27 protein-coding genes and 1 pseudogene are annotated in these 26,570 nt (G+C 60.8%); 25 read left to right on the plus strand and 3 right to left on the minus strand.

Annotated features, from left to right (window positions below; genetic code table 11):
- Nucleotides 1-77 precede the first annotated feature (77 nt).
- From cbiE to AC1D2P_RS17165, 8 genes are all read left to right on the plus strand, one after another.
- Nucleotides 78-1,289, plus strand: a complete 1,212-nt coding sequence (gene cbiE, locus AC1D2P_RS17130; protein WP_477811520.1) for a precorrin-6y C5,15-methyltransferase (decarboxylating) subunit CbiE — start codon at nucleotides 78-80, stop codon at nucleotides 1,287-1,289.
- Nucleotides 1,282-2,379, plus strand: coding sequence for a cobalt-precorrin-5B (C(1))-methyltransferase (locus AC1D2P_RS17135; RefSeq protein ID WP_477811521.1), 1,098 nt, complete (start codon nucleotides 1,282-1,284; stop codon nucleotides 2,377-2,379). Before cbiE ends, AC1D2P_RS17135 begins: the two co-directional genes overlap by 8 nt.
- Nucleotides 2,376-3,104: a cobalt-precorrin-6A reductase gene (locus tag AC1D2P_RS17140; RefSeq protein ID WP_109785487.1), complete on the plus strand. Its 729-nt coding sequence runs from the start codon at nucleotides 2,376-2,378 to the stop codon at nucleotides 3,102-3,104. Before AC1D2P_RS17135 ends, AC1D2P_RS17140 begins: the two co-directional genes overlap by 4 nt.
- Nucleotides 3,105-3,408: 304 nt before the next feature.
- On the plus strand, nucleotides 3,409-3,807 hold the full coding sequence (locus tag AC1D2P_RS17145; protein ID WP_109785486.1) for a DUF2946 domain-containing protein: 399 nt from the start codon (nucleotides 3,409-3,411) through the stop codon (nucleotides 3,805-3,807).
- Nucleotides 3,808-3,855: 48 nt separating this feature from the next.
- Nucleotides 3,856-4,335: a copper chaperone PCu(A)C gene (locus tag AC1D2P_RS17150; protein ID WP_077432412.1), complete on the plus strand. Its 480-nt coding sequence runs from the start codon at nucleotides 3,856-3,858 to the stop codon at nucleotides 4,333-4,335.
- A gap of 21 nt (nucleotides 4,336-4,356) precedes the next feature.
- Entirely contained in the window at nucleotides 4,357-4,812 is a 456-nt protein-coding gene (locus AC1D2P_RS17155) for a DUF2946 domain-containing protein (protein ID WP_109785485.1), read from the plus strand.
- An 85-nt stretch (nucleotides 4,813-4,897) separates the two neighbouring features.
- Complete coding sequence (locus tag AC1D2P_RS17160) at nucleotides 4,898-7,015, plus strand: TonB-dependent copper receptor (RefSeq protein ID WP_109785484.1); 2,118 nt, start codon at nucleotides 4,898-4,900, stop codon at nucleotides 7,013-7,015.
- Between the two features lie 114 nt (nucleotides 7,016-7,129).
- Complete coding sequence (locus tag AC1D2P_RS17165) at nucleotides 7,130-8,506, plus strand: PepSY-associated TM helix domain-containing protein (RefSeq protein WP_477811522.1); 1,377 nt, start codon at nucleotides 7,130-7,132, stop codon at nucleotides 8,504-8,506.
- 82 nt (nucleotides 8,507-8,588) lie between these two features.
- Here the strand turns inward: AC1D2P_RS17165 and AC1D2P_RS17170 are convergent, their stop codons facing one another.
- Entirely contained in the window at nucleotides 8,589-8,906 is a 318-nt protein-coding gene (locus tag AC1D2P_RS17170) for a hypothetical protein (RefSeq protein ID WP_077432408.1), read from the minus strand.
- A gap of 331 nt (nucleotides 8,907-9,237) precedes the next feature.
- On the opposite strand from AC1D2P_RS17170, the gene AC1D2P_RS17175 reads away from it, so the two are divergent.
- The 4 genes and pseudogenes from AC1D2P_RS17175 to AC1D2P_RS17190 form a co-directional block, all read left to right on the plus strand.
- Entirely contained in the window at nucleotides 9,238-9,954 is a 717-nt protein-coding gene (locus AC1D2P_RS17175; RefSeq protein ID WP_477811524.1) for an ABC transporter ATP-binding protein, read from the plus strand.
- Nucleotides 9,951-10,898, plus strand: coding sequence for an ABC transporter substrate-binding protein (locus AC1D2P_RS17180; protein WP_109785481.1), 948 nt, complete (start codon nucleotides 9,951-9,953; stop codon nucleotides 10,896-10,898). Before AC1D2P_RS17175 ends, AC1D2P_RS17180 begins: the two co-directional genes overlap by 4 nt.
- On the plus strand, nucleotides 10,895-11,905 hold the full coding sequence (locus AC1D2P_RS17185; protein WP_109785480.1) for a FecCD family ABC transporter permease: 1,011 nt from the start codon (nucleotides 10,895-10,897) through the stop codon (nucleotides 11,903-11,905). Before AC1D2P_RS17180 ends, AC1D2P_RS17185 begins: the two co-directional genes overlap by 4 nt.
- Nucleotides 11,906-11,956: 51 nt before the next feature.
- Nucleotides 11,957-12,166 (plus strand): annotated as a pseudogene (locus AC1D2P_RS17190) (amino acid ABC transporter substrate-binding protein); the annotation flags it as partial.
- Between the two features lie 33 nt (nucleotides 12,167-12,199).
- On the opposite strand, the gene AC1D2P_RS17195 reads toward AC1D2P_RS17190, so the two are convergent.
- Both AC1D2P_RS17195 and AC1D2P_RS17200 read right to left on the minus strand, forming a co-directional pair.
- Complete coding sequence (locus AC1D2P_RS17195) at nucleotides 12,200-13,045, minus strand: hypothetical protein (RefSeq protein ID WP_109785479.1); 846 nt, start codon at nucleotides 13,043-13,045, stop codon at nucleotides 12,200-12,202.
- A 1-nt stretch (nucleotide 13,046) separates the two neighbouring features.
- A complete protein-coding gene (locus AC1D2P_RS17200; RefSeq protein ID WP_046033022.1) occupies nucleotides 13,047-13,817 on the minus strand; it encodes a DUF2092 domain-containing protein in 771 nt (256 codons plus the stop codon).
- Nucleotides 13,818-14,260: 443 nt separating this feature from the next.
- On the opposite strand from AC1D2P_RS17200, the gene AC1D2P_RS17205 reads away from it, so the two are divergent.
- The 13 genes from AC1D2P_RS17205 to ureC all read left to right on the plus strand — a co-directional run bounded on the left by AC1D2P_RS17205 (nucleotide 14,261) and on the right by ureC (nucleotide 26,568).
- On the plus strand, nucleotides 14,261-14,830 hold the full coding sequence (locus AC1D2P_RS17205; protein WP_077432405.1) for a lipid-binding SYLF domain-containing protein: 570 nt from the start codon (nucleotides 14,261-14,263) through the stop codon (nucleotides 14,828-14,830).
- Nucleotides 14,831-15,617: 787 nt separating this feature from the next.
- Nucleotides 15,618-15,989: a DUF6124 family protein gene (locus AC1D2P_RS17210; RefSeq protein ID WP_109785478.1), complete on the plus strand. Its 372-nt coding sequence runs from the start codon at nucleotides 15,618-15,620 to the stop codon at nucleotides 15,987-15,989.
- A gap of 324 nt (nucleotides 15,990-16,313) precedes the next feature.
- Nucleotides 16,314-17,579 carry an urea ABC transporter substrate-binding protein gene (gene urtA / locus AC1D2P_RS17215; protein ID WP_046033026.1) on the plus strand — a complete coding sequence of 422 codons (1,266 nt, stop codon included), beginning with the start codon at nucleotides 16,314-16,316 and terminating at the stop codon, nucleotides 17,577-17,579.
- 127 nt (nucleotides 17,580-17,706) lie between these two features.
- Nucleotides 17,707-19,206, plus strand: a complete 1,500-nt coding sequence (gene urtB / locus AC1D2P_RS17220; RefSeq protein WP_109785477.1) for an urea ABC transporter permease subunit UrtB — start codon at nucleotides 17,707-17,709, stop codon at nucleotides 19,204-19,206.
- A complete protein-coding gene (urtC, locus tag AC1D2P_RS17225; protein ID WP_109785476.1) occupies nucleotides 19,206-20,285 on the plus strand; it encodes an urea ABC transporter permease subunit UrtC in 1,080 nt (359 codons plus the stop codon). The genes urtB and urtC overlap by 1 nt, the downstream gene beginning before the upstream one ends.
- Nucleotides 20,282-21,151 carry an urea ABC transporter ATP-binding protein UrtD gene (gene urtD / locus AC1D2P_RS17230; RefSeq protein WP_046033029.1) on the plus strand — a complete coding sequence of 290 codons (870 nt, stop codon included), beginning with the start codon at nucleotides 20,282-20,284 and terminating at the stop codon, nucleotides 21,149-21,151. Before urtC ends, urtD begins: the two co-directional genes overlap by 4 nt.
- A 142-nt stretch (nucleotides 21,152-21,293) precedes the next feature.
- Nucleotides 21,294-21,992, plus strand: coding sequence for an urea ABC transporter ATP-binding subunit UrtE (gene urtE, locus AC1D2P_RS17235; RefSeq protein ID WP_046033030.1), 699 nt, complete (start codon nucleotides 21,294-21,296; stop codon nucleotides 21,990-21,992).
- A 30-nt stretch (nucleotides 21,993-22,022) separates the two neighbouring features.
- Complete coding sequence (locus tag AC1D2P_RS17240) at nucleotides 22,023-22,862, plus strand: urease accessory protein UreD (RefSeq protein WP_109785475.1); 840 nt, start codon at nucleotides 22,023-22,025, stop codon at nucleotides 22,860-22,862.
- A gap of 142 nt (nucleotides 22,863-23,004) precedes the next feature.
- The gene (ureA, locus tag AC1D2P_RS17245; protein ID WP_007907366.1) at nucleotides 23,005-23,307 is read left to right on the plus strand and encodes an urease subunit gamma; all 303 of its coding nucleotides are present in this window, start codon (nucleotides 23,005-23,007) and stop codon (nucleotides 23,305-23,307) included.
- Nucleotides 23,308-23,316: 9 nt separating this feature from the next.
- Nucleotides 23,317-23,850, plus strand: coding sequence for a GNAT family N-acetyltransferase (locus AC1D2P_RS17250; RefSeq protein ID WP_109785474.1), 534 nt, complete (start codon nucleotides 23,317-23,319; stop codon nucleotides 23,848-23,850).
- Nucleotides 23,851-23,856: 6 nt separating this feature from the next.
- The gene (locus AC1D2P_RS17255; RefSeq protein ID WP_109785473.1) at nucleotides 23,857-24,390 is read left to right on the plus strand and encodes a GNAT family N-acetyltransferase; all 534 of its coding nucleotides are present in this window, start codon (nucleotides 23,857-23,859) and stop codon (nucleotides 24,388-24,390) included.
- Nucleotides 24,390-24,698, plus strand: a complete 309-nt coding sequence (locus AC1D2P_RS17260; protein WP_046033034.1) for an urease subunit beta — start codon at nucleotides 24,390-24,392, stop codon at nucleotides 24,696-24,698. The genes AC1D2P_RS17255 and AC1D2P_RS17260 overlap by 1 nt, the downstream gene beginning before the upstream one ends.
- Nucleotides 24,699-24,867: 169 nt before the next feature.
- Nucleotides 24,868-26,568 carry an urease subunit alpha gene (gene ureC / locus AC1D2P_RS17265; protein ID WP_046033035.1) on the plus strand — a complete coding sequence of 567 codons (1,701 nt, stop codon included), beginning with the start codon at nucleotides 24,868-24,870 and terminating at the stop codon, nucleotides 26,566-26,568.
- Nucleotides 26,569-26,570: the final 2 nt, after the last annotated feature.

The raw sequence follows: 26,570 nt of genomic DNA on the forward strand, positions 1-26,570 counted from the left end.
ATGCCTGCTTTGTCAGGCGGCATGAAAAGCCTGCCCGTCGGAACTGTCCGATTGCGAACTATTTTTGAGGGCTGCAGATGTCACCCTGGCTGACAGTAGTGGGAATCGGTGAAGACGGCTTCAAAGGCCTGGGCAGAAATGCCCGGCACGTGCTGCTGCGTGCTTCGCGGATTATTGGCGGTCAGCGTCAACTGGATTTGTTGCCCGTGTGCATTCGTGGCGAGCGGCAGTTGTGGCCGAGTCCTTTTTCCCTGGAGCCGATGTTGGCCCATCGAGGCGAGCCGGTGTGCGTGCTGGCCAGCGGCGATCCGATGTTCTTTGGCGTCGGCGCCAGCCTGGCGCGGCAAGTGCCGGCAGCTGAAATGCAGATTCTGCCCGCCCCCTCCTCCTGCTCGCTGGCGGCGGCGCGAATGGRCTGGCCYTTGCAAGAGGTCGTGACGCTGTCGGTGGTGGCCCGCCCGGTCGCCGCACTGAACGCCCATCTGTCCAGCGGCGTGCGCCTGCTGGTCTTGAGCAACGACGGCCACAGCCCTGCCGTAATTGCCCGGTTACTGCGTGAACGCGGTTTCGGTCCGAGCCGCCTCACGGTGCTGGAGCATCTGGGCGGTGAGGCCGAGCGGCGCATCGAAGGCGTTGCCAATGACTGGAATGATCCGACGGTCGCCGATCTGAACCTGATCGCCATCGAGTGCATCGCCGAACCGAACACTCCGCGTCTTTCGCGCCTGGCCGGGCTGCCAGACTCTGCGTTCAAGCACGATGGGCAACTGACCAAGCGCGACGTTCGCGCCATCACCCTCGCGCGCCTGGCGCCGGTGCCCGGTGAACTGCTGTGGGATGTCGGCGCGGGCAGCGGCTCGATTGGCATCGAGTGGATGCGCGCGCACCCCGGTTGTCGTGCACTGGCGATCGAAGCCGATGCGGGCCGCCAACAGTTGATCGAATTGAACCGCGACGCCCTTGGCGTTCCCGGCTTGCAGCTGATCCGTGGCAGTGCGCCACAGGCGCTCGCCGGGCTCGAACGCCCGGACGCGATTTTCATCGGTGGCGGTGTCACCCGCGAAGGCGTGCTCGACACCTGCTGGGCACAACTCAAACCCGGTGGGCGACTGATTGCCAACGCCGTGACGCTGCAAAGTGAAATGACCCTGATGGCCTGGCGCGAACAGCACGGCGGTGAATTGACCCGCATCCACATTGCTCAGGCCCAGCCGCTGGGAGAGTTCGACACCTGGCGTCAGGCGTTGCCGATTACCTTGCTGGACGTGACGAAGCCCTGCGATGCGTGACGAAACCGCCGAGCAACCCGCCCCGCTGCGCAGCGGCCTGACCACCGGCAGCTGCGCCACCGCCACCAGCCTGGCGGCCGCACGCTTGTTGTTGGCCGGGATGAGTGCTGACGCGGTAGAGATCGTTTTGCCCAMGGGCAAGCAGGTGCAGATGCGCCTGGAGTTTTGTCGCCTGACGGACGACGGCGCCGAAGCCGGGACGATCAAGGATGCCGGCGATGACCCTGACGTGACCCACGGCGCCCTGCTGTTTACGCAAGTGCGCCTGAGCGCCGAGCCGGGCATACGCTTCAACGCCGGTCGCGGCGTCGGCACGGTGACTCGGCCTGGGCTGGTGCTCGGCGTCGGCGAGCCGGCGATCAACCCAGTGCCACGCAAGATGATCAGCGATCACCTGAGGTTGTTGGCCGAAGAGTTCGGTTACAGCGGCGGTTTCGAGGTCACCGTTAATGTCGAGGACGGCGAAGCCCTGGCGCTGAAAACCATGAACCCACGACTGGGGATTCTTGGCGGGCTTTCGATTCTCGGTACCAGCGGCATCGTCCGGCCGTTCTCCTGTGCGGCGTATATCGCCTCGATCCACCAAGGCATCGACGTCGCCAAAACCAATGGTTACCTGCACATCGCCGCGTGCACCGGCAACGCCAGCGAAGACACCATGCGCCGGGTCTACGACCTGCCGGAAATCGCCCTGATCGAAATGGGCGACTTCGTGGGCGCCGTGCTCAAACACCTGCGCAAAGTGCCTGTGGATAAACTCAGCCTGTGCGGCGGCTTCGGCAAGATCAGCAAACTGGCGGCCGGGCACATGGATTTGCACAGCCGGCACTCCAGCATCGACCTGCCGCAACTGGCGGAATGGGCAGCGGCGGTTGGCGCTGATGAAACGCTGCAACAGGCCATTCGCGAGGCCAACACCAGCCAGCAGGCCTTGGCCATGGCCAGCGCGGCAGGCATCGCGCTGGGTGATGCGGTGTGCCAGCACGCCCTGGATTTTGCTCGCAGCGTGGTGCCGGCGCAGGTTCAGGTCGAAGTGTTTGCCATCGACCGCCAGGGCGGGATCGTCGGTCATGCGGGGGCTTTTCAATGAAGCGCATTTTGCTGCTCGGCGGCGTGACGGAAGCCCTGGCCATCGCTCGAACCCTCGGGGCGCAACACCTCTATAGCCTGGCCGGCGTGGGTCGCGTGCCGAGCGATTTGACCTGCCAGGTGCGCGTCGGCGGCTACGGCGGCGCGGAGGGTCTGGCGCAGTTCATTCGCGATGAAGGCATTGACCTGCTGCTGGACGCCACCCATCCCTACGCCGCACAAATCAGCCAGAACGCCGCCACTGCCGCGCAGTTGACCGGCATCGCCTGCTGGGCACTGCGCCGTCCGGCCTGGCAACCTCAGGCCGGGGATGACTGGCGCGAAGTCGGCGACTGGGCCGAACTGATCGACGCCCTGAAACCCTTCCACCGCCCCCTGTTCACCCTCGGCCGCGAACCCTTGCAGCACCTGCACGAAATCCCGCCGGAGCAATTCTGGACCTTGCGTGCGCTGGACGTTTACCCCGGCAACGAGCGCTGCGAAGTGATCGGCGCACGCGGGCCGTTTCTGCTTGGCGATGAACGCGAGCTCTTCGAACGTCGGCAGATCGATGTGCTGATCAGCAAAAACAGCGGCAGCACCGCCACCGAGCCGAAGCTGGACGTGGCACGGGAGCGCGGGGTGCCGGTGATTGTGTTGAAGCGACCGGTGTTGCCGGGGGTTGATCGGGAGTTTGGGGCGGTGGCAGACGTGCTGGCCGCCCTGACAGCTGAGATCAACACATGACCCGTAGCAGCTGGCGAAGCCTGCGTCCGGCTGCGAAGCAGTCGTAAATCCTGCATCCACGGTTAACCTGAAAAATCGAGGTGCCTGATTTTACGACTGCTTCGCAGCCGGACGCAGCCTTCGGCAGCTGCTACAAAAAGTTCGTGATCGGCGCTGGACGGCACTGGCAATCTGAAATTCGCGACTATCATAAATTTATAAATGCATGGCACTGCGACACCACACCGCACGCCGCTTTTTTACTTATCGCCCCTGATCAGGCTAAATAGCCGCGCTTGATCGCCCACTCAACCGGATTTGTCCCATGTCCCGACATCGGCTTGCAATTGCCTGGATCGCCTGCTTCGCAGTGCTGTTCAACATGCTCGCCATGCCGATGAGCAACGCGATGGCACAAACGGCGAAGTCGCCGGCCGAGCAGTTGTTGTGGGGCAGTTTCTGCACGTCCAGCGGCACCAAAATGGTGGCGATTTCCCTAGGCACGCTGGAGCAGAAAGCACCACAAGGCGACGATCATTCCAACATGCAGCATTGCTGGTGCTGCTCGGGCTCCGCGCCACTGGTGGCGTTGCCGGGGCACGAACCACAGTTGTACTTCGCGCAGTTCGAATCCAATCGAAGCCTGCCCGCCACCACACTCGATACCCCTACACCGCGCCAGCAATGGCCCAGCCTCAACCCCCGCGCTTCCCCTCTGGTGTGATTCCTTCTCGCAATTGACCTGCGTTTTGAATCGCTCTGGAGAACTGCCATGTTGAACAAACTCATCGTTCTGGCCGCGTTGCTGCTGCCTGCCTGCTTTGCCAATGCCCACGAATATAAAGTCGGCGAACTGGAAATCGCTCATCCGTGGTCGCAAGAATTGCCGCCCAACGCGCCGACCGTTGCTGCGTATTTTGTGATCGACAACAAAGGCAAAACGGCTGACCGACTGCTCAGCGTTGACTCGCCCATTGCCGGCGAAGCCCAGTTGCATGAACACATCATGCAAAAGGATCTGATGAAAATGCAGCAGGTGCCGAGCGTCGACATCCCTGCCGGCGGCAACGTCACGTTTGCGCCGATGGCCTATCACGTGATGCTGGTAAACCTGAAAGACCGCAGCCTGCTGAGCGATGGCAAACACTTCCCGCTGACAATGCACTTCGAAAAAGCCGGTGACGTGACCGTCGAAGTCGCGGTGCAGAAGAAGCCACAGGAAGATACGCAGATGCACGCCCACGCCCAGTAATCGACTGAGCTGAACACGCCCATGCGCCCGCTTAGCGCCAAGTCATCCGCGTCACGTCGTCAGTCCTTGAGCCTGACGCGCGGCAGCTGGATCAGCCTGTTCGCCATGCTGATGATCTTTATCGGACCGCTGATTTCTCAGTCGATGCCGATGGATCAACGCGCCTCTTCAATGACCATGAACATGTCGATGGACATGAGCATGGACATGGATATGTCGGCAATGGAGCACGCCGACCACGGCGCGCAACCCACTGCCGAGCATTGCCCGCCTACCACGTCGCACCACGCGATCTGGGAAAAATGCGGCTATTGCAGCCTGCTGTTCAATTGCCCGGCGCTGACCGGCGGTGTTTCGTTTACCGCCTTCGATACCCCGCCAGCCCCCACGTTCACCACCCCGTCCACCCGCCTGGGCCACGCCCGGCAAACCGTCTTCCCCGGCGCCCGAACCCGCGCCCCACCCGTCGTCGCGTAAACACCCCACCGCTGATTTCACACGGTTTAGAAGACAGCCAAAGGCTGCCGGCCGTGTCGTTTACGACTGTTCGATGGAAATTGTCATGTCCAGGTTTTCTGCTGACTCACGCTTGAGCGCTGCCCAAGCAACTTTCGCCCTGAACGAATCCAGTGTTCGTTTCAGGCACGCCACCGCATTGCTGTGTGGCGCCTTATTGACCCCGATGGCGATGGCTAATGAACACGCCGGCCACGCTGAAGAACTGAGCCCGACGGTGATCACCGCGATCGCCCCGAGTTCACCGCTGACCATCGTCACCAACCCCAAGGACCCGCGCCAACCCGTGCCGGCCAGCGACGGTGCCGACTACCTGAAAACCATCCCCGGCTTCGCCCTCGTGCGTAACGGCGGCACCAATGGCGACCCGGTGCTGCGCGGCATGTTCGGCTCGCGGATGAACATCCTCACCAACGGCGGCCAGTTACTCGGCGCCTGCCCCGGCCGGATGGATGCCCCCACCTCCTACCTTTCGCCGGAAACCTATGACAAACTCACCGTCATCAAAGGCCCGCAAACCGTGCTCTGGGGCCCGGGTGCTTCGGCCGGGACCATCCTGTTCGACCGTGAACCGGAAAGCTTCGGCGAACTCGGCTCGCGGGTGAACGCCAGCGTATTGGGCGGTTCCAACGGTCGTTTCGACAAAGTAGTGGACGCCGCTGCCGGTGGCTCGCTGGGGTACGTGCGGGTGATCGGCAACACCGCGCATTCCGACGACTACCGCGACGGCAACAACGACACCGTGCCGTCGCGCTACGACAAGTGGAACGGTGACGTCGTGCTCGGCTGGACCCCGGACGCCGACACACTGCTGGAATTGACCGCCGGCAAAGGCGACGGTGAAGCGCGTTACGCCGGGCGCGGCATGGACGGTTCGCAGTTCAGGCGCGAAAGCCTGGGCCTGCGTTTCGAGAAGTCGAACATCGGCGACGTGCTGGACAAGGTCGAGGCGCAGATTTACTACAACTACGCCGACCACGTGATGGACAACTACACCCTGCGCACGCCCTCCGGCACCGGGATGATGTCCGGGCCGATGGCGTCGAACGTGGACCGCCGAACCCTCGGCGCACGAATCAAAGGCACCTGGCGCTGGGCCGACATTCAGCTGATCAGCGGCATCGACGCGCAAACCAGCGAACACCGCCAGCGCGGCAGCATGGGCATCGACACCTACAAAAACCTGCCATACACCGAGGACGCCGACTTCCACAACTACGGCGTCTTCGGCGAACTGACCTGGTACGCCGCCGACCGTGACCGGCTGATTACCGGCGCACGCCTGGATCGCGCGACGGTCAAGGATTACCGGCAAACCATCGGCTCGGGGATGATGACGCGCCCCAACCCGACTGCCGACGACACCCGCGCTGACACCCTGCCCAGCGGCTTCGTGCGTTATGAACATGACCTGGCTGACAGCCCAACCACCCTGTATGCGGGCCTCGGCCACACCGAGCGTTTCCCGGATTACTGGGAACTCTTTTCACCCAAGAACGGCCCCGCCGGCTCGGTGAATGCCTTCGATTCGATCAAGCCCGAGAAAACCACGCAGATCGACTTCGGCCTGCAATACAAAAACCAAGACCTCGAAGCCTGGGCCTCGGGTTACATCGGCAAAGTGCACGACTACATCCTGTTCAACTACACCCCGACCATGATGGGCACCACCTCCCAGGCACAGAACATCGACGCGCGAATCATGGGCGGCGAGCTCGGTGCGGCGTATCAACTGACGTCCAACTGGAAAACCGACGCCACCCTGGCCTACGCCTGGGGCAAGAACAGCAGCGACGGCAACGCGCTGCCGCAAATGCCGCCACTGGATGCGCGTTTCGGCCTGACCTACAGCGAAGACAACTGGAGCGCCGGGGCCTTGTGGCGCGTGGTCGCGGCGCAAAACCGCATCGACCTGAACAAGGGCAATGTGGTCGGCAAGGACTTCGGCAAGACCCCGGGTTTTGGCGTGTTCTCGCTCAACGGTGCCTACCGGATCAACCAGAACTGGAAGGTCAGCACGGGCGTCGACAACCTGTTCGGCAAGGCCTACGCCGAGCATTTGAACCTGGCCGGCAACGCCGGTTTTGGCTACCCGGCCAATGACCCGCAAGCCATTAAAGAACCGGGGCGAACGCTCTGGACCAAGGTGGACATGAGCTTCTAACAAGAAAAGTAAAAGATCGCAGGCTACGCCACGCGCACCCCCTGTAGGAGCTGTCGAGTGAAACGAGGCTGCGATCTTTCACAAACAATTAAAACGCCAAGCGGAGCACAACCGATGAAACAGCCCAAAGTGAATTTCTACAACCTGGCCTGGCGCTGGCATTTCTATGCCGGTCTGTTCGTGGCGCCTTTTATGGTGATGCTGGCCCTGACCGGCACTCTCTACCTGTTCAAACCGCAACTCGATCCGTTGATGTACGGCAGCCTGATGAACGTCCCGGCCGGCCACCACACCGTGTCCGCCGATGACCTGCTCAAGCGCGTGAAAGAGGCTTATCCACAGGCAACGATCAAACAGTACCTGCCGCCGGTCAACGCCGAACGCAGTGCGCAATTCGTCGTGATCAACGGCGGCACCGAATTGAACGTGTTCATTGATCCGTACCACGGCGACATCCTCGGTGAGCAAGACGCCAAGAAGAACCTGCAAGCCATCGCACGGGCGATTCACGGCGAGCTGATGATCGGCACCGTCGGTGATCGACTGATCGAAATGGCCGCCGGTTGGGGCATCGTGCTGGTGGTGTCTGGTGTGTTCCTGTGGTGGCCGCGCGGCCAGGCAGCGGGCATTTTGTGGCCGCGCCTGAGCAGTCGCGGTCGTGTGCTGTGGCGTGACCTGCACGCCGTGACCGGTTTCTGGGGCGCGTCGTTGCTGTTGGTGATGTTGCTCAGCGGCATGACCTGGACCGGTTTCTGGGGAGAGAAATACGCAGGCGTCTGGAACGTGTTCCCGGCCGCCATGTGGGACAACGTGCCCAAATCCGATGAACAGGCCCGCAGCCTCAACACCGCCACGCGCCAGACCGTGCCGTGGGCGATGGAAAACACGCCGATGCCGATGTCTGGCGACCACGCCCAACACATGGCCCACGGCGGCACGCAAGCCGGCCCCGCCGCACCGACCATCAGCCTGCAAGACGTGCAGGACATCGCCGAGCAACGCAACGTCGAGCCGGGTTACAGCATCACCTTCCCGAAAACCGCGACGGGCGTGTTCACCATCGCCGTGTTCGCCGACGACCCGCGCAACGACGCCACGCTGCATGTCGATCAATACAGCGGTGAAGTCCTCGCCGATGTGCGTTTCGAACAGTACGGCACCGTCGCCCGCGCCACCGAAATCGGCRTGATGCTGCATGAAGGCAAGATGTTCGGCGTGGTCAACCAGATCATCGTCCTGCTGATTTGCCTGATGATTCTGCTCAGCGCCGTCAGCGGCGTGGTGATCTGGTGGAAGCGCCGTCCGCAAGGCAAGTTCGGCGTTCCACCGCTGCGCCACGACCTGCCGAAGTGGAAAACCGCGACGGTCATCATGCTCGCACTGGGCGTGATGTTTCCGCTGGTGGGGGCTTCCATGGTGGTGGTCTGGGCGCTGGACCGGGTGCTGCTGGCACGCCTGACTCGACAAACTGAAACGGGCCCGGTTGTCTGAGTAATGAACGGATACCGAACCGTGCAAGCAACATGAGGAATAGGGGCTGGTGCTCGCTCTGGCCCCGTTCAAGTTACCCGCCTCAGCAAGGATCAACCTGAAGGTAGCCGTTGCAATTGTGGACACTACTCAATGCGTCCATGTCGATGTCCCGGGACAGATTGGGTACGCCACCACCGTACTGATTCTCGCAAGTAACGGTCATTCGACACTGGCCATTCTGCAGGTCGATGACCATCGGCACGACCTGATCTGGCGAGGTAGCATTTGAGTACTCCTTGCAGCTTTGGCTAACAGGATTCTGCTTCCAGGCGCTGATGCAGTCTTGTCCGGCAGTGGCCGCGGCAGCGCTCCATAGAACCAGCACACAGGCCAATGTTGTGATGGTGAAGATCGGCATGATCAGTATCTCTCTGCCCATGAAGAGATTTAACGCTAACGCTCGCGAGGACCACGGTCTACTGTCACAAATGACAGTCCGGCATAACTTTTGGCGATTGAATGAATCTCAAACCAGCAAACTGAATCGGTCTCATCTTCATCATGAAACAGGCGAGATGCGCGGATTAGAGAGGTCTGTAGACTCCCCGCGCTTATCTTGCGGTCATTTTTAGTGTTACTGTGTAACGCAAAATGACGCTCTGACCCTAAGACCCCATCGCGAGCAAGCTCGGCTCCTACAGGAATTGCATGAACCCGTATCGCGATGGCGCTGCGTGACCCTGTAGCAGCTGCGTGATGCCTCCTTGCACGTGGCCGCCGGTGAGTTCGTCGGGTTGATCGGCCCCAATGGCAGCGGCAAGACCAGCCTGTTGCGGTGTGCCTGGCGCTTCAGCAAACCCGAAAGCGGCGAGGTCCGGCTCGACCATCAAAACGTCTGGAAACAGTCCTCGCGCTGGTGCGCGCAACGCATCGCCGTGGTGCTGCAAGAATTCCCGGACGCGTTCGGCCTGACCGTCGACGAAGTTGTCGCCATGGGCCGCACGCCACACAAAGGCCTGTTCGATGGCGACACCCTGGATGACCGGAACCTCGTGACCCAGGCGCTGGAATCGGTAGGCCTAAAAGGCTTCGAAGACCACGCCTTCGCCACCCTCTCCGGCGGCGAAAAACAACGCGTGATCCTCGCCCGCGCCCTGGCCCAGCAACCGCAACTGCTGATCCTCGACGAGCCGACCAATCACCTCGACCCGCGCTATCAGCTCCAATTGCTGCAACTGGTCAAACGCCTGCAAATCGGCACCCTGGCGAGCATCCACGACCTCAACCTCGCCGCTGCTTTCTGTGACCGCTTGTACGTGATCAATCACGGCCGCATCGTCGCCAGCGGCACACCCCGGGAAGTGCTCACCGAGGCATTGCTGCGCAACGTCTTCGGCGTCGACGCCTTGATCGATGAACACCCCCTGCACGGCTACCCACGAATCACCTGGATAACCCAACCATGACTTTGCGTTCCCTGCTGTGCGCCGCCCTGTTGCTGGGCAGCGCCCAGGCATTGGCCGAGGCCACTCATTACCCGTTGACGATTCAAAGCTGCAATCGCGAAGTCACCTTCCAGCACGCGCCGAAACACGCGGTCAGCCACGACATCAACATGACCCAGATGATGCTCGCCCTCGGCCTCAAGCCGAGCATGGCCGGTTACAGCGGCGTGACTGGCTGGAAGTCGGTGACGCCCGAGATGCAGAGCATCCTCGACGGCTTGCCAGAGCTGGCGGCCAAGTACCCGTCGGTGGAAACCCTGCTCAACGCCAACGTCGATTTCTTCTTCGCCGGTTGGGATTACGGCATGCGCGTGGGCGGAGACCTGACGCCGCAAACCCTGCAACCGCTGGGCATCAACGTCTATGAACTGACCGAGTCCTGCGCGTTCGTGATGAGGCGCCCCGCCGCCAGCCTGGAAGACACCTACAACGACCTGCGCAACCTCGGCAAAATCTTCGACGTGCAGGACCGCGCCAACGCCTTGATCGCGCAGATGCAGGCGCAAGTCGACGAGGTGCGCCAGGACCTGCCGGCGGACAAACCGCGCGTGTTCCTTTACGACAGCGGTGAAGACCGCGCCATGACCTCCGGCCGCCTCGGCATGCCGCAAGCGCTGATCGATGCGGCGGGCGGGCGCAACATTCTCGATGACGTCGACGCGAGCTGGACCCGGGTCAACTGGGAGAACGTGGTCGAGCGCAATCCGCAGGTGATCGTGATCGTCGACTACGGCGAAGTCACCGCCGAACAGAAGGTGCAATTCCTGCTCAACAATCAAGCGCTGCAATCAGTGGACGCGATCAAGCACCAGCGCTTCATCATCATTCCCTACGTGCAGGCGACGCCGGGCATCGACAACGTGTTGGCGGTCGCAACCCTGGCCAAAGGTTTCCACGGCGAATGATCAACCATCGTTACGCGTTGTGGCTGCTGGCCCTCGGCGCGTTGTTACTGGTCTCGTGCGTGGTGTCGCTGGGCTTCGGCCCGGCGCGGGTGCCGGTGGACGTGGTGTGGCGGATTTTGCTGCACAAGGCATTGGGTGTTGGCGACGTGAACTGGAGCGCCGGGCAGGAGCACATTGTGTGGCTGATCCGCGTGCCGCGCATGTTGCTCGGTGCATTGGTCGGCGCTGGGTTGGCGTTGATTGGCGCGGTGTTGCAAGCGGTGACGCGCAATCCACTGGCCGACCCGCACCTGCTCGGCGTGACCTCGGGTGCCACCCTCGGCGCGGTGATCGTGGTGCTGCATGTCGGTGAAATCGTCGGCCTGCTGACCTTACCGATGGCCGCGTTTATCGGCGCGCTGGTGAGCATGTTGCTGGTACTGATGATCGCCAACCGCAATGGGCGACTGGACAGTGACCGGTTGCTGCTGTGTGGCGTGGCGGTGTCGTTCGTGATGATGGCGATTGCCAATCTGCTGCTGTTTCTCGGCGATCACCGTGCCAGTTCCGCGGTGATGTTCTGGATGCTCGGCGGGCTCGGGCTGGCGCGTTGGGAATTACTGGCGGTGCCGGCAGCCAGCGTGTTGCTGGGGTTGGTGTTGCTGCTGGGCATGGCCCGACCGCTGAATGCGTTGATGGCCGGCGAACAGACGGCGGTGACCCTGGGGCTCAATGCGCGCACCGTGCGGTTGCGGGTGTTTTTGATTGCATCACTGATGACCGGGGTGCTGGTGTCGATCAGCGGGTCCATCGGCTTTGTCGGGCTGATGGTGCCGCACATTGCGCGGCGCCTGGTCGGGGCGGAACACCGGCGATTGTTGCCGGTGTGCGTGTTGCTCGGCAGCGTGTTTCTGGTCTGGGTCGACGTCGCCGCCCGCACCCTCATCGCCCCCGAGGACTTGCCCATCGGCGTCGCCACGGCGGCCATCGGCGGGTTGTTCTTCATCGGCCTGATGCGCCGCCGTTGACGCTCACAAGAACACCACTGAACTCTGTGGGAGCGAGCCTGCTCGCGAAGACGACGGCACATCAATCGGGGACTGGCCAACCAGACGTATGTCTCCGTAGCGGGAGGCGTGACCGAGGAGTGGATCCGACAGCAGATGCGACTGCTGGGCGTGGTCGCCACCTTGATCACCGTCGACTCCACCACCGCAGGCCTCAAGCTGGCGGCCAAAGGCAAGGCCGATGCGATGTTCGCCGAGCGGATGACACTCAAGAACCTCCTCGACCATCAGTACCCCAACGGCCCGCGCTTTGCTTCAGGGCGCTGGAACCACAACGTAGTTCACGTTGCTCCCTTGATACTGTGGCTGATACCAGGTTGACCCGCACTGTAAATACGTCGTGTTGTTGCGCATGACCTGCGAGCAATCGTTGGGCATTTCGTCAGGCTCCATGATTGACCCGATAGCCGCTGCGGTAACCGCTACCGTAGCGCCTACCACTAATGCCGCCGCGAGCGGATTATCGAAGTCATCATCGTCGTCATAGTGGCCGTAACCATCCGCATTGACGTTGACGTTACGGTTGATGTTGCCATTGTTGACGTTGCGGTTGACGTTGCCATTGTTGACGTTGGCCCGGTTGCCTACGTTGTTCCCGGCAGCGGTGCGGTTGCCGGCATTCACATTATTGCCAGTACGGTTGGTCGCATTGAGGTTGTTCGCCGTATTGGCGCGGTTCTCGGCGTTGACGTTTTTCCCCGCATTGGCACGGTTCTCGGCCTTGACGTTTTCCCCCGCATTGGCACGGTTCTCGGCGTTAACGTTTTTCCCCGCATTGGCACGGTTCTCGGCCTTGACGTTATTCCCCGCATTGGCACGGTTCTCGGCCTTGACGTTATTCCCCGCATTGGCGCGTTGACCCGTATTGGCTTTGTCCCCTGCGTTGGCGCGATTACTCGGTTTGGCAGTGTTCGCGCGTTGCTGTGGCGGATTGACCCGTTGAGCCCTTTGCGCGTTGGCTGGCGGTGGCCGGTTCACCGAAGTCTTGGCCTGCCCTTGAGCACGTTGAGGTCTGGCATCGGCCATGGGGATTGTACCGACGGTGAGTACCGATGCGGTTGCGAACGCAAACAACAGGTTCCACGCCAATGTGCGTTTCATGTCATTGCCCTCCCTGCTCAGCCACTTTTTTCAACGGAATAGCTGCATCGCCTTTGCCCGGTTTGAAGGTGAACATTGACTCCTTCAACTGCGGTTTCAGATTCCAGCGATATACCGCGCTGTATTCCGGAAAACTGGGTGCATCGGTGGTGGTAATCACCAGCTTGCACGGTAGCGGTGTTTGCGAACGAGTGATCCACAGCTGCCAGTCGACGCCCTCCTGCCTGAACGCCAAATGGTCACACAGCTTGCCGTCGATCGTCGAAGGCCCAACGTAGGCCGCTTCCTTGAGTGCATCAATTTGCGACTGATCGCTGCCGAACAGGAACAGGTCCTCCATGGGCACTTGAATACCGTAATGTTCCTCGAACAGGTGCAGGGCTTCGGACAGTGTTGGCGGCGCGTCTACTGTTGTGTAGTACTTGAGGAATGGGGCGTATTGGGTCAGCTGCTTGCCGTTGTAGAACAGCTCCCGGTTGCGCACGTCGCCGTCTGCCTTAGCGTAAAACCGATTGTGGTCGAGGACTTTCAGCGTATTGGTGGATTGGGTTTTGATCTTCTGCCCAGACTCAAGAACCGAGTCCCGCGTCACTTCGGCGTCCACCTGAAACTTCGGCAAACTGCGCAGGTAATTGCCCATATCAATGAGCTTGTCGACAACACGTGTGTTGATTAGCGGGTTGCTCGGCGTCGCGGGCGGATCCTCTGCATGGGCCACGGATGCCAGGGCCACGGAGAACATCAGGCAGAAAACACGCGTGCTGGCTTTCATACATCCCACTCCTGGCTCGACGTTGATGTGAAACAACACCCTATTCACATGACTGCTGGCTGAGCCTAGTTCGCCATTGACCACAACGCCACTAAGGCGGGTCTCGTCGGTTTGCGGGTTTGAATGTTGTTTGGTGTTGGCCTCGTCACCGGTTCAACCCGCGCTGTCCGAGTGCCATCGGAGTCATCCCGGCATGGGGCGACAGCTGTTTACAGCGCTGAAAACCACCGGCACCTCAGTTTCGTTTACCGGTGTTTTTTTGCATCAAGCAATAAAAAGCCATCAGTCCACCGGATGGCCCTGTTATCAATTCGCATAGCATTTGACCAACCGCTTAATAGGATTACAGTCTAAGTGAAAGGTCGACCCCGTCGGTCTTTGAGCCGCAACGGCTGTCGCCACGCAGGTTCCTCAACGGCAGGTACAAAAACGGAGTATTGCTCATGATCAAATACCTTCGAATGATCGCAATGATTTCAATCTTCGCGATCGCTGCGGGCTGCCAAATGAATCAATCAACTTCCGCCTCTAGTGCGAAGGCTGCTAACGCGGAAATGGACCGCGACGCGAAGGCGGCGTTACAGAGTTTGTATACCAAAACGCCGCAAGCGCGCGCCCTCGCGCAGCGAGCCAAGGGTATCCTCGTTTTCCCTGATGTGCTGAAAGCGGGCCTCATCGCCGGCGCACATCATGGCGAAGGCGAATTGATCGAGAACGGAAAAGTCACGGGATACTACGCCACCACAGCAGCCTCATACGGCCTTCAGGCGGGCGTGCAGAGGTTTGGTTACGTGATGTTCTTCATGACCTATTCAGCGATGAACGATCTGAAAAATGTTAATGGATTTGAGGTCGGCGTGGGCCCAAGCATCGTGGTCGTAGATTCAGGCATGGCCAAGTCGATGACTACCTCAACGGCTCAGTCCGATGTCTATGCGTTCATCTTTGATCAAAAGGGCTTAATGGCCGGGCTGGGATTGCAGGGTTCAAAAATTACCAAGCTCAGTCGCTAACCAGCATGTCCTGCGTACCGGAGGGGCTTAGTTGAACTGACACCCCCTGTTTGCGCCAAGATGCGCTGTATCGATGAATGGTTTCGATCAAATAGTTGGGCGATCTGCTGGAGAGCAGTCGCCTTACTGCCAGTGATCCCACATCAGTTTTTTCTGGCTTTCGGTGTAATAGATCCGAGATCTCTTTCATCTGCAACACGCCTTCTACTTACACAGAATTTAGTTGTGTTGCATCGACCTGCTGAATCCACAGTCCCTGGCTGCCCTTAGCGGAGGGCAGCAATGGGGCGCTCTCTGCCGGTCGTCACTACGGCGTGTGCTGGTCAAGTCGAATACAAACAATTGGTCAGCACGGATGCAATTGACCGGTCAGGGGCAATGCAAATGGGTGCTCAAGTCCATGCAAATACGCACAAACCCGCTCTCGCAGGGGAGTTGTGATTCTGGGCTTGTTTATGTGTGTTTATACGGACGCAAAAAGTCAGGACGTTTCCCACGGGTTTTTCAGGTTGTTCGTCGGACGTGAGCTGTCTAGTCTGGGGCCGTCACTGCACATCAGTGATCGGGCGTGAGAACCCGGGAAATATAGCCACGCAGTACTCGTATCAGCATAATTGCCGTCAGCTTATCCGCTGCCTGCAAATGCGTTATGGCGGCTGTGTGTGGGCGGACTTCGGTCCGGCCGGTTTCTTGGCTTCCCGGTTTCTCACCCTGCACATAGCTGCCTCCCTCTTCGCCGCGTGAGAAACGGCAATTGGTGGCTCCAACTTGAAACCAAGGTATTCACATGAATAAGAAGCTCGTACCAGATCCACCCATCGACACCACCATCTCCGATCCCGAAACATCTCGCGACGAAGATCTGCTCAGGGACCGCGACGCCATCAAACGCGCCCTCGACTACTACCTCGATCCCCCGGCGCACTACACCGAAAAACCCCGCCGCCCCAGCACCATGTTCATGATCGCCCCGAACAACGACACCGAAAGCCTGTTGGTCAACGCCTGTGAATCCCTGGCATCCGCCAGCGTCATGGCCAGCGATTTCGCCACCGACCTGATCGGCCCGCAACGCCACAAGGCGATGGCGATCCAGCAGATCATCATGCTCGCGGAACTGGCCGTGAACCGCGCGGTGGATAACGTCGTCCCCACTTAGAAACACCGCAAAAAAATGTAGGAGCGAGCCTGCTCGCGAAGACGGCGGCACATCCAGCATCAATGTGACTGACACACCGCTTTCGCGAGCAAGCCCGCTCCCACATTTGATCGATGTTGCTTGCAAGGACTACGCCCCAATGTGGCGCACCTCGTCGCACCACCGCCCCGCCCTCGTCCCTTCCTGGTGCGCCGCCAACTCGCGCAACCGCTCTAAACCGACATTTCCCTGCCTTTCGCCGACCGGGCACAGCCCTTGCAAAACACCCTTCAGTAGTCCGCATCTGCCAACCAAGAAAATTCATAAGTTCATGGAGATCGCACAATGAAGCGTCGTAGCTTGATCAAGGCTTTCACACTCTCGGCATCCATTGCCGCGATGGGCATGACCTGGACCGTCCAGGCCGCCGAGACCATCAAGGTCGGTATTCTGCATTCGTTGTCCGGCACCATGGCGATCTCTGAAACATCGCTCAAAGACATGGCGTTGATGACCATCGACGAGATCAACGCCAAGGGCGGCGTGAACGGCAAGATGCTGGAGCCAGTGGTCGTGGACCCGGCGTCGAACTGGCCGCTGTTTGCCGAAAAGGGCCGACAGTTGCTGACTCAAGACAAAGTGGCCGTGGTGTTTGGTTGCTGGACTTCCGTGTCGCGTAAATCGGTATTGCCAGTGTTCGAAGAACTCAACGGCTTGCTGTTCTACCCGGTGCAATACGAAGGCGAAGAGATGTCGCCGAACGTGTTCTACACCGGCGCCGCACCGAACCAGCAGGCGATCCCCGCCGTTGAATACCTGATGAGCGAAGAAGGCGGCAGCGCCAAGCGCTACTTCTTGCTGGGCACTGACTACGTCTACCCGCGCACCACCAACAAAATCCTGCGTTCGTTCCTGCACTCCAAAGGTGTGGCCGACAAGGACATCGAAGAGGTCTACACCCCGTTCGGTCACGCCGATTACCAGACCATCGTTGCCAACATCAAAAAATTCTCGGCCGGTGGCAAGACTGCCGTCATCTCGACCGTCAACGGCGACTCCAACGTGCCGTTCTATAAAGAACTGGCCAACCAGGGCCTGAAAGCCACCGACGTGCCGGTCGTGGCGTTCTCGGTGGGTGAAGAAGAACTGCGCGGCATCGACACCAAGCCGTTGGTGGGCAACCTCGCGGCGTGGAACTACTTCGAGTCCGTCGAGAACCCGCAGAACAAGAAATTCGTCGCCGACTGGAAAGCCTACGCCAAGAAACACAACCTGCCGGGCGCCGACAAAGCGGTGACCAACGACCCGATGGAAGCCACCTACGTCGGCATTCATATGTGGGCGCAAGCGGCTGAGAAAGCCAAGTCCACCGACGTCGACAAAGTCCGCGAGGCCCTCGCCGGCCAGACTTTTGCCGCGCCGTCCGGCTACACCCTGACCATGGACAAGACCAATCACCACCTGCACAAACCGGTGATGATCGGCGAGATCCAAGCCGACGGTCAGTTCAACGTGGTGTGGCAGACCGAAGGGCCGATCCGCGCCCAGCCGTGGAGCCCGTTTATCGATGGCAACGACAAAAAGCCTGACTATGCGATGAAGAGCAACTGATTCCCGGGAATAAGCCCCTAACCCTGTAGGAGCCGAGCTTGCTCGCGATTGCGGTACGTCAGACACACCGCCATCGCGAGCAATCTCGGCTCCTACAGGGTCCATCGTCGCCTTTCAGGACGTAGCTATGTCCCTTTATCGCCTGCTTCTCACCATAACTTTTTTGCTGTTGCCGATGGTTTCCCACGCCAGCGACGCCGAAGACTTCGTCGCCGCCAACCCCGTGCAGCAAGCCAAACTGCTGGAAGCCTGGGCCGCGCAGCCCGATTCGGCCCGTATCGAACTGATCAACGCCCTGCAACAAGGTGAGTTGACCGTCGACGGCCAAGCCAAAACCCTGCGCCTGAATAATCGCCTGCGGGGTCTGATCGACACCGCACTGGCCAGCCACCAATTGCTCGCCGCCGACGCCAAAACCCGTCTGACCGCTGCGCAACAACTGCAGAAAAGTGCCAAACCCGCACAGCTGAAATTCCTCGGTCAGCAACTGGCGGGCGAACAGGACGAAAGCGTCCATGCCGCTCTCAGCCTGGCGCTGGCCAACCTTCAACTGGTCGACACCGACCCGGCTGTACGCCTCGCCGCCATCCGGCTGCTGGGTGAAACCGGCGACCCGTTGGCCCGCACTCGCCTCGAAAGCCTGCTGGAACCGGGTGTCGAAGCCGACGCCACGGTGCGCACCGCCGCCGAAACCAGCCTCGCCCAAGTCAAACGCAAACTGCTGATCGGCGAGATGCTCGGTCAGGCGTTCAGCGGCATGTCCCTCGGTTCGATTTTGCTGCTCGCCGCCCTGGGCCTGGCGATCACCTTCGGCCTGCTCGGCGTGATCAACATGGCGCACGGCGAGATGCTGATGCTCGGCGCGTACTCGACGTACGTCGTGCAGATGCTGCTCCAGCGCTTCGCTCCGCAGGCCATCGAGTTCTACCCGTTGATTGCCTTGCCGGTGGCGTTTTTCGTCACCGCCGCCATCGGCATGGCGCTGGAGCGTACGGTGATTCGTCACCTCTACGGCCGCCCATTGGAAACGCTACTCGCCACGTGGGGCATCAGCCTGATGTTGATTCAACTGGTGCGCCTGGTGTTCGGTGCGCAGAACGTTGAAGTGGCCAACCCGGCGTGGTTGTCGGGCGGGATTCAAGTGCTGCCGAATCTGGTGCTGCCGTACAACCGCATCGTCATCATCGCCTTCGCGCTGTTTGTGGTGGTGCTGACCTGGCTGTTGTTGAACAAGACACGACTGGGCCTGAACGTGCGCGCCGTCACCCAGAATCGCAACATGGCCGCGTGCTGCGGCGTACCCACCGGGCGCGTGGACATGCTCGCCTTCGGCCTCGGCTCGGGCATTGCAGGCCTTGGTGGCGTGGCCCTCAGCCAGATCGGCAACGTCGGCCCGGACCTCGGCCAGAGCTACATCATCGACTCGTTCCTGGTGGTGGTGCTCGGCGGTGTCGGTCAGTTGGCCGGTAGCGTATTGGCCGCGTTCGGCCTGGGGATTGCCAACAAGATTCTCGAACCGCAAATCGGCGCCGTACTCGGCAAAATCCTCATCCTCGCGCTGATCATTTTGTTCATCCAGAAGCGTCCGCAAGGCCTCTTCGCACTGAAAGGACGGGTGATCGACTGATGAACCAGCCCCTGCTCGTTACTGCCACACAAAAAGCCGGCCCCACCGCCACGATTGCCGTCGGTGCGGTCGTCCTCGTTCTGTTGCTGGCATTGCCACTGCTGTCGTTGTTGCCGGCGGACAGTGCATTTCACGTGTCGGCTTACACGCTGACGCTGGTGGGCAAAATCCTCTGCTACGCCATCGTCGCCCTCGCACTCGATCTGGTCTGGGGATACGCCGGACTGCTGTCCCTCGGCCACGGCCTGTTCTTCGCCCTCGGCGGTTACGCGATGGGCATGTACCTGATGCGCCAGGCCTCGGGCGATGGTTTGCCGGCGTTCATGACGTTCCTGTCGTGGACTGAATTGCCGTGGTACTGGACCGGCACCAGCAGCTTCCTCTGGGCGATGTGCCTGGTGGTGTTGGCCCCGGGGTTGCTGGCGTTGGTGTTCGGCTTCTTCGCCTTCCGCTCGCGGATCAAGGGCGTGTATTTCTCGATCATGACCCAGGCCCTGACCTTCGCCGGGATGCTGCTGTTCTTCCGCAACGAAACCGGGTTTGGCGGCAACAACGGCTTCACCAATTTCCGCACCATTCTCGGCTTCGGCATTACTGAACCGGGCACCCGCGCCGTGTTGTTTTTCGCCACGGTGGTGTTGCTGGTCGCCAGTTTGTTCATCGGCTGGCGCCTGGCGCAGAGCAAGTTCGGCCGGGTGCTGACGGCGCTGCGCGATGCGGAAAACCGCCTGATGTTCTGCGGCTACGACCCGCGCGGTTTCAAGTTGTTTGTCTGGGTGTTGAGCGCAGTGTTGTGCGGCTTGGCCGGGGCGCTGTACGTGCCGCAGGTCGGGATCATCAACCCGAGTGAAATGTCGCCGACCAACTCCATCGAAGCAGCGGTGTGGGTCGCTTTGGGTGGTCGCGGAACCTTGATCGGCCCGCTGCTGGGCGCCGGCGTGGTCAACAGTATGAAGAGCTGGTTCACCGTGGCGTTCCCGGAATACTGGCTGTTTTTCCTCGGCGCGCTGTTCATCGTCGTGACCTTGTATCTGCCTAAAGGCGTGATCGGTCTGCTGAAGAAAAGGGGCGAACAATGAGAATCACACCGACGGCGGAATTCATGCTCGAACCTGCYTTTTTTCCTGTGGAACCGAATAAGGATGCCGGCACCAGCCGCGATTCCATTGGTCTTGGCCAACGCGTCGGTCCGGGCCTCGATACCCGCCACGGCACGATCCTGACCCTGGAAGACATCAGCGTCAGCTTCGACGGCTTTAAAGCGCTGAACGCGCTGAACCTGTACATCGGCGTCGGTGAACTGCGCTGCATCATCGGCCCCAACGGCGCGGGCAAAACCACGCTGATGGACGTGATTACTGGCAAGACCCGCCCGAGTCACGGCAAGGCCTGGTTTGGTGAAACCCTGGACCTGACGCAGATGAGCGAAGTGCAGATCGCCCAGGCCGGCATCGGGCGCAAGTTTCAGAAGCCAACGGTGTTCGAGGCTTTGAGCGTGTTCGAGAACCTGGAGCTGGCGCAGAAAACCGACAAGTCGGTGTGGGCCAGCCTGCGCGCGCGCCTGAGTGGCGAACAGAAAGATCGCATCACTGACGTGCTGGAAACCATTCGCCTGACGACGTCGGTCAATCGTCCGGCGGGTTTGTTGTCCCATGGTCAGAAGCAGTTTCTGGAAATCGGCATGCTGCTGATGCAAGACCCGCAACTGCTGCTGCTCGACGAACCGGTGGCGGGCATGACCGACGCCGAAACCGAATTCACCGCCGAGTTGTTCAAAAGCCTGGCCGGCAAGCATTCGCTGATGGTGGTGGAGCACGATATGGGTTTCGTCGGCTCGATTGCCGACCACGTCACCGTGTTGCACCAGGGCAGCGTGCTGGCCGAAGGGTCGCTGGAACAGGTGCAGGAGAATGAGCGGGTGATTGAAGTGTATCTCGGTCGCTGAACCTGCAAACACCTTGATCGTTCCCACGCTCCGCGTGGGAATGCCGCCATGGACGCTCCGCGTCCGCCGTTATGTGACGCGGAGCGTCACGGGATGCATTCCCACGCAGAGCGTGGGAACGATCACTGAGGAGAATTTGAGAATGTTGCAAGTCGACAAGCTGCACCAGTATTACGGCGGTAGTCACATCCTGCGGGGCCTGACGTTTGAGGTGAAGGTCGGCGAAGTCACCTGCCTGCTCGGCCGCAACGGGGTGGGCAAGACCACGCTGCTCAAGTGCCTGATGGGTCTGCTGCCAGCCAAGGAAGGTGCGGTGAATTGGGAAGGCAAACCGATCACCTCCTTCAAGCCGCACCAACGCGTGCATGCCGGCATCGCCTACGTGCCGCAGGGCCGTGAAATCTTCGGCCGGCTGACCGTGGAAGAAAACCTGTTGATGGGGCTGTCGCGTTTTCCCGGCAGCGAAGCCAAGGAAGTCCCGGCGTTCATCTACGAGCTGTTCCCGGTGCTGCTGCAAATGAAACAGCGTCGCGGCGGCGACTTGTCCGGCGGGCAACAGCAGCAGCTGGCTATCGGCAGGGCCTTGGCCAGCCGCCCACGGTTACTGATTCTCGACGAGCCCACCGAAGGCATCCAGCCGTCGGTGATCAAGGAGATTGGCGCGGTGATCAAGAAACTCGCGGCCCGCGGCGACATGGCGATTTTGCTGGTGGAGCAGTTTTACGATTTCGCCGCTGAACTGGCCGATCAATATTTGGTGATGTCCCGGGGCGAGATCGTGCAACAAGGTCGCGGCGAAAATATGGAAGCCGAGGGTGTACGCGGTCTGGTTACAATCTAATCTGTAGCGTCCTAACGATAATTAGACATCATGAATTCACCTCTTCCCACTGCCCCGTTTACCCCGAGCTGGCACGCCGAACTGGAGTTGGGTTACGCCCGATTCGGCGACAGCACGCGCCCGGTTCAGCGCCGCCACAAAGGCCCGCTGCGAGTGCAAAAGCACCTGTATGCCGAAGGTCCCGAGGTGTGCCAGCACATTATCGTTCATCCGCCGGGCGGGATTGCCGGCGGTGATCGGCTGGACATTTCGGCCAGTGTCGGCACCGATGCCTGGGCGCAAATCACCAGCCCCGGCGCGGCCAAGTGGTATCGCGCGGCGGGGGCCGCCTATCAGACGCTCGACTTGAAAGTAGGCGCTGGCGCGACACTGGAATGGTTGCCGCAAGAGACGATTATCTTCAGCGATGCACAGGCCGAACTCAGCACCTCGATTGACCTGCAAGGCGACGCCCGGTTGTTCTACTGGGACGTGGTGGCGCTGGGTCGTCCGGCCAGCGGCGAGCGTTTTGACCTTGGGCATTTCCAGGCACAGCTGGACATCCGTCGCGACGGTCAGTTGCTCTGGCACGAACGCCAGCGCATTGTCGGCAATGACGGCTTGCTGGATTCACCGATCGGGCTGGACGGGCAACCGGTGTTTGCGACGTTGCTGGTGACGGGGGAGATCGACAGTGAGCTGCTGGAATCCTGTCGCTCGCTGCCCAATGCCGTGCGCGGGGATTTGACCCAGTTGCCGGGGCTTTTGGTGGCTCGGTGCCTGGCCAGTGAAGCGCTGTTGGCGCGCGGTTGGTTGATTGATTTGTGGCGACTGCTCCGGCCTGCCTTGCTTGGCCGGGAAGCGGTCCCACCGAGAATATGGAGCACCTGAAACACAATCCCCCTGTAGGAGCATGGCTTGCCCGCGATGAACGATAACGCGGTGCATCTGATACACCGCAGCGTATCAATCGCGGGCAAGCCTTGCTCCTACAGGTTGAGTGACCTTTTAACTGCCGATATGGATTCCAACGATGGACCTGACCCCACGCGAAAAAGACAAGCTGCTGATCTTCACCGCCGGCCTCGTGGCCGAGCGGCGTTTGGCGCGCGGCGTGAAACTCAATTACCCGGAAGCCATGGCCTACATCTCCGCGGCCCTGCTCGAAGGCGCCCGTGACGGCCAGACCGTGGCCGAGCTGATGCACTTCGGCACCACGCTGCTCAGCCGCGAACAAGTCATGGAAGGCATCCCGGAAATGATTCCGGAAATCCAGGTGGAAGCGACGTTCCCCGACGGCACCAAACTGGTCACCGTCCACCAACCCATCGCCTGAGGAGCCGCCATGACTTACCACATCCGCGATGCGGTATACGCCGACCTGCCGGCGATCCGCGATATCTACAACGATGCCGTGCTCAACACCACGGCGATCTGGAACGAACAAGCCGTCGACCTGGGCAACCGTCAGGCCTGGTTCAGCGCCCGGCAAGTCCAGAATTACCCGATCCTGGTGGTCGTCGACGCTGAAAACAACGTGCTCGGCTACGCTTCCTTTGGTGACTGGCGGCCATTCGACGGCTTCCGCCACACCGTCGAGCACTCGGTTTATGTGCGCAGCGACCAGCGTGGCAACGGCCTCGGTCCGCAATTGATGAGCGTACTGATCGAGCGCGCCAAGGGCTGCGACAAACACGTGATGGTTGCGGCCATCGAAAGCGGTAACGCGGCGTCCATTCGCCTGCACGAACGCGCCGGTTTCATCACCACCGGGCAGATGCCGCAAGTTGGTACCAAGTTCGGTCGCTGGCTGGACCTGACCTTCATGCAACTGACCCTCAATCCTGGCGCGGAGCCGCCTGTCGCCAGCAAGGAGTAACGCCCGATGAACGCCGCCCAACTGCGACGCGTCAATGTTGAAAGCTTTGCGCACTACCGCCAGGGTTTGATTGATCTGCTGCTCGACGCCGTCGGTTATGGCGCCAGCGTCGGCTTCATGGCRAATCTGGATGCCACCCAGGCACGCGCCTATTTCGATGACGTTCAGGAGAACCTGAACAAGGACAACGTGCTGCTGTGGGTGGTGGTCAAGGACGAACAAGTGCAGGCCAGCGTGCAGCTGACCTTGTGTCAGAAAGCCAATGGCCTGAACCGCGCCGAAGTGCAAAAACTGCTGGTGCGTGAGCACGCGCGCCGTCGCGGCTTGGGTCAGCAATTGATGAGCGCGCTTGAGGCGGCGGCCTTGCAGCACAAGCGCGGCATGCTTTACCTCGACACCGAAGCGGGGTCGCCGGCGGAAGATTTCTACAAGGCGCTGGGTTACACCCGGGCGGGGGAAATCCCCGACTACGCCTGCGATCCGAGCGGGCGCTACAAACCCACCGCCCTCTACTACAAGATTCTCCAAGGAGCCCATTGATGATCCCCGGTGAATACCAGATCCAGTCCGGCGACATCGAACTCAACGCGGGTCGTCGCACCGTCAGTTTGAAAGTGGCTAACAGCGGTGACCGGCCGATCCAGGTCGGCTCGCATTACCATTTTTTCGAAACCAACGACGCCCTGACCTTTGACCGCGCCGCCAGTCGCGGCATGCGCCTGAACATCCCGGCCGGCACCGCCGTGCGCTTCGAACCGGGGCAGAGTCGCGACGTCGAACTGGTCGACCTGGCCGGGCATCGCCGGGTGTTCGGGTTTGCCGGGCGGATCATGGGTGATCTCGACTGACATTTGCAGTGCTTTCAAAAGATCGCAGCCTCGCTTCGCTCGACAGCTCCTACAGGGACCGCGTGCGCACAGGCTGCGTGAACACCTGTAGGAGCTGTCGAGCGCAGCGAGGCTGCGATAGCGAGCTATGCAAGCGGTCTCAAAAACAATTGAATCCCAAGGCAAGCCCATGAAAATTTCTAAACAGGCCTACGCCGACATGTTCGGCCCCACCGTCGGCGACAAGGTCCGCCTGGCCGATACCGAACTGTGGATCGAGGTCGAAAAAGACTTCACCACCTACGGCGAAGAAGTGAAGTTCGGTGGCGGCAAAGTCATCCGTGACGGTCAGGGCCAGAGYCAACTGCTGGCCGCGGACGTCGTCGACACCGTGATCACCAACGCACTGATCATCGACCACTGGGGCATCGTCAAAGCTGACGTCGGTCTCAAGGACGGCCGCGTCGCGGGAATCGGCAAGGCCGGCAACCCGGACGTGCAACCCAACGTCACCATCGCCATCGGCGCCGGCACCGAAGTCATCGCCGGTGAAGGCATGATCCTCACCGCTGGCGGCATCGACACGCACATCCACTTCATCTGCCCGCAGCAGATCGAAGAAGCCCTGATGAGCGGCGTCACCACCATGATCGGCGGCGGCACCGGCCCGGCGACGGGCACCAACGCGACAACCTGCACCTCCGGGCCGTGGCACCTGGCGCGCATGCTTCAGGCCGCCGACGCGTTCCCGATGAACATCGGCCTCACCGGCAAGGGCAACGCCAGCCTGCCGGAACCGTTGATCGAACAGGTCAAGGCCGGCGCCATCGGCCTCAAGCTGCACGAGGACTGGGGCACGACCCCGGCGAGCATCGACAACTGCCTGAGCGTTGCCGACCAATACGACGTTCAGGTGGCGATCCACACCGACACGCTCAACGAATCCGGCTTCGTCGAAACCACCCTCGCCGCGTTCAAGGGCCGCACCATCCACACCTATCACACCGAAGGCGCGGGCGGCGGTCATGCACCGGACATCATCAAGGCGTGCGGCTTTGCCAACGTGCTGCCGAGTTCGACCAACCCGACCCGGCCGTTCACCCGCAACACCATCGACGAACACCTCGACATGCTGATGGTCTGCCACCACCTGGACCCGAGCATTGCCGAAGACGTGGCCTTCGCCGAAAGCCGCATCCGTCGCGAAACGATTGCCGCCGAAGACATCCTCCACGACCTCGGTGCGTTCTCGATGATCAGCTCCGACAGCCAGGCCATGGGCCGCGTTGGCGAAGTCATCACGCGCACCTGGCAAACCGCCGACAAGATGAAAAAGCAGCGCGGCCCGTTGCCCGGTGATGGCGAGGGCAACGACAACTTCCGCGCCAAACGCTACATCGCCAAGTACACCATCAACCCGGCGATCACCCATGGCATCAGCCATGAAGTGGGCTCGGTCGAAGTGGGTAAATGGGCCGACCTGGTGCTGTGGCGCCCGGCGTTTTTCGGGGTCAAGCCGACGCTGATCCTCAAGGGCGGCGCCATCGCGGCCAGCCTGATGGGCGATGCCAATGCCTCGATCCCGACACCGCAACCGGTGCACTACCGTCCAATGTTCGCCAGTTATGGCGGCTCGCTGCACGCTACCAGCCTGACCTTCATCAGCCAGGCTGCTTCGGACGCCGGGTTGCCCGAAGCCTTGGGCCTGAAGAAGAAAATCGCCGTGGTCAAAGGCTGTCGCGAGGTGCAGAAAACCGACCTGATCCACAACGACTATCTGCCGAACATTGATGTCGATCCGCAGACGTATCAGGTCAAGGCCGACGGCGTTTTGCTGTGGTGCGAACCCGCCGATGTGCTGCCGATGGCCCAGCGGTATTTCCTGTTCTGATG

Source organism: Pseudomonas sp. P1_F1_2 (assembly GCF_056405815.1).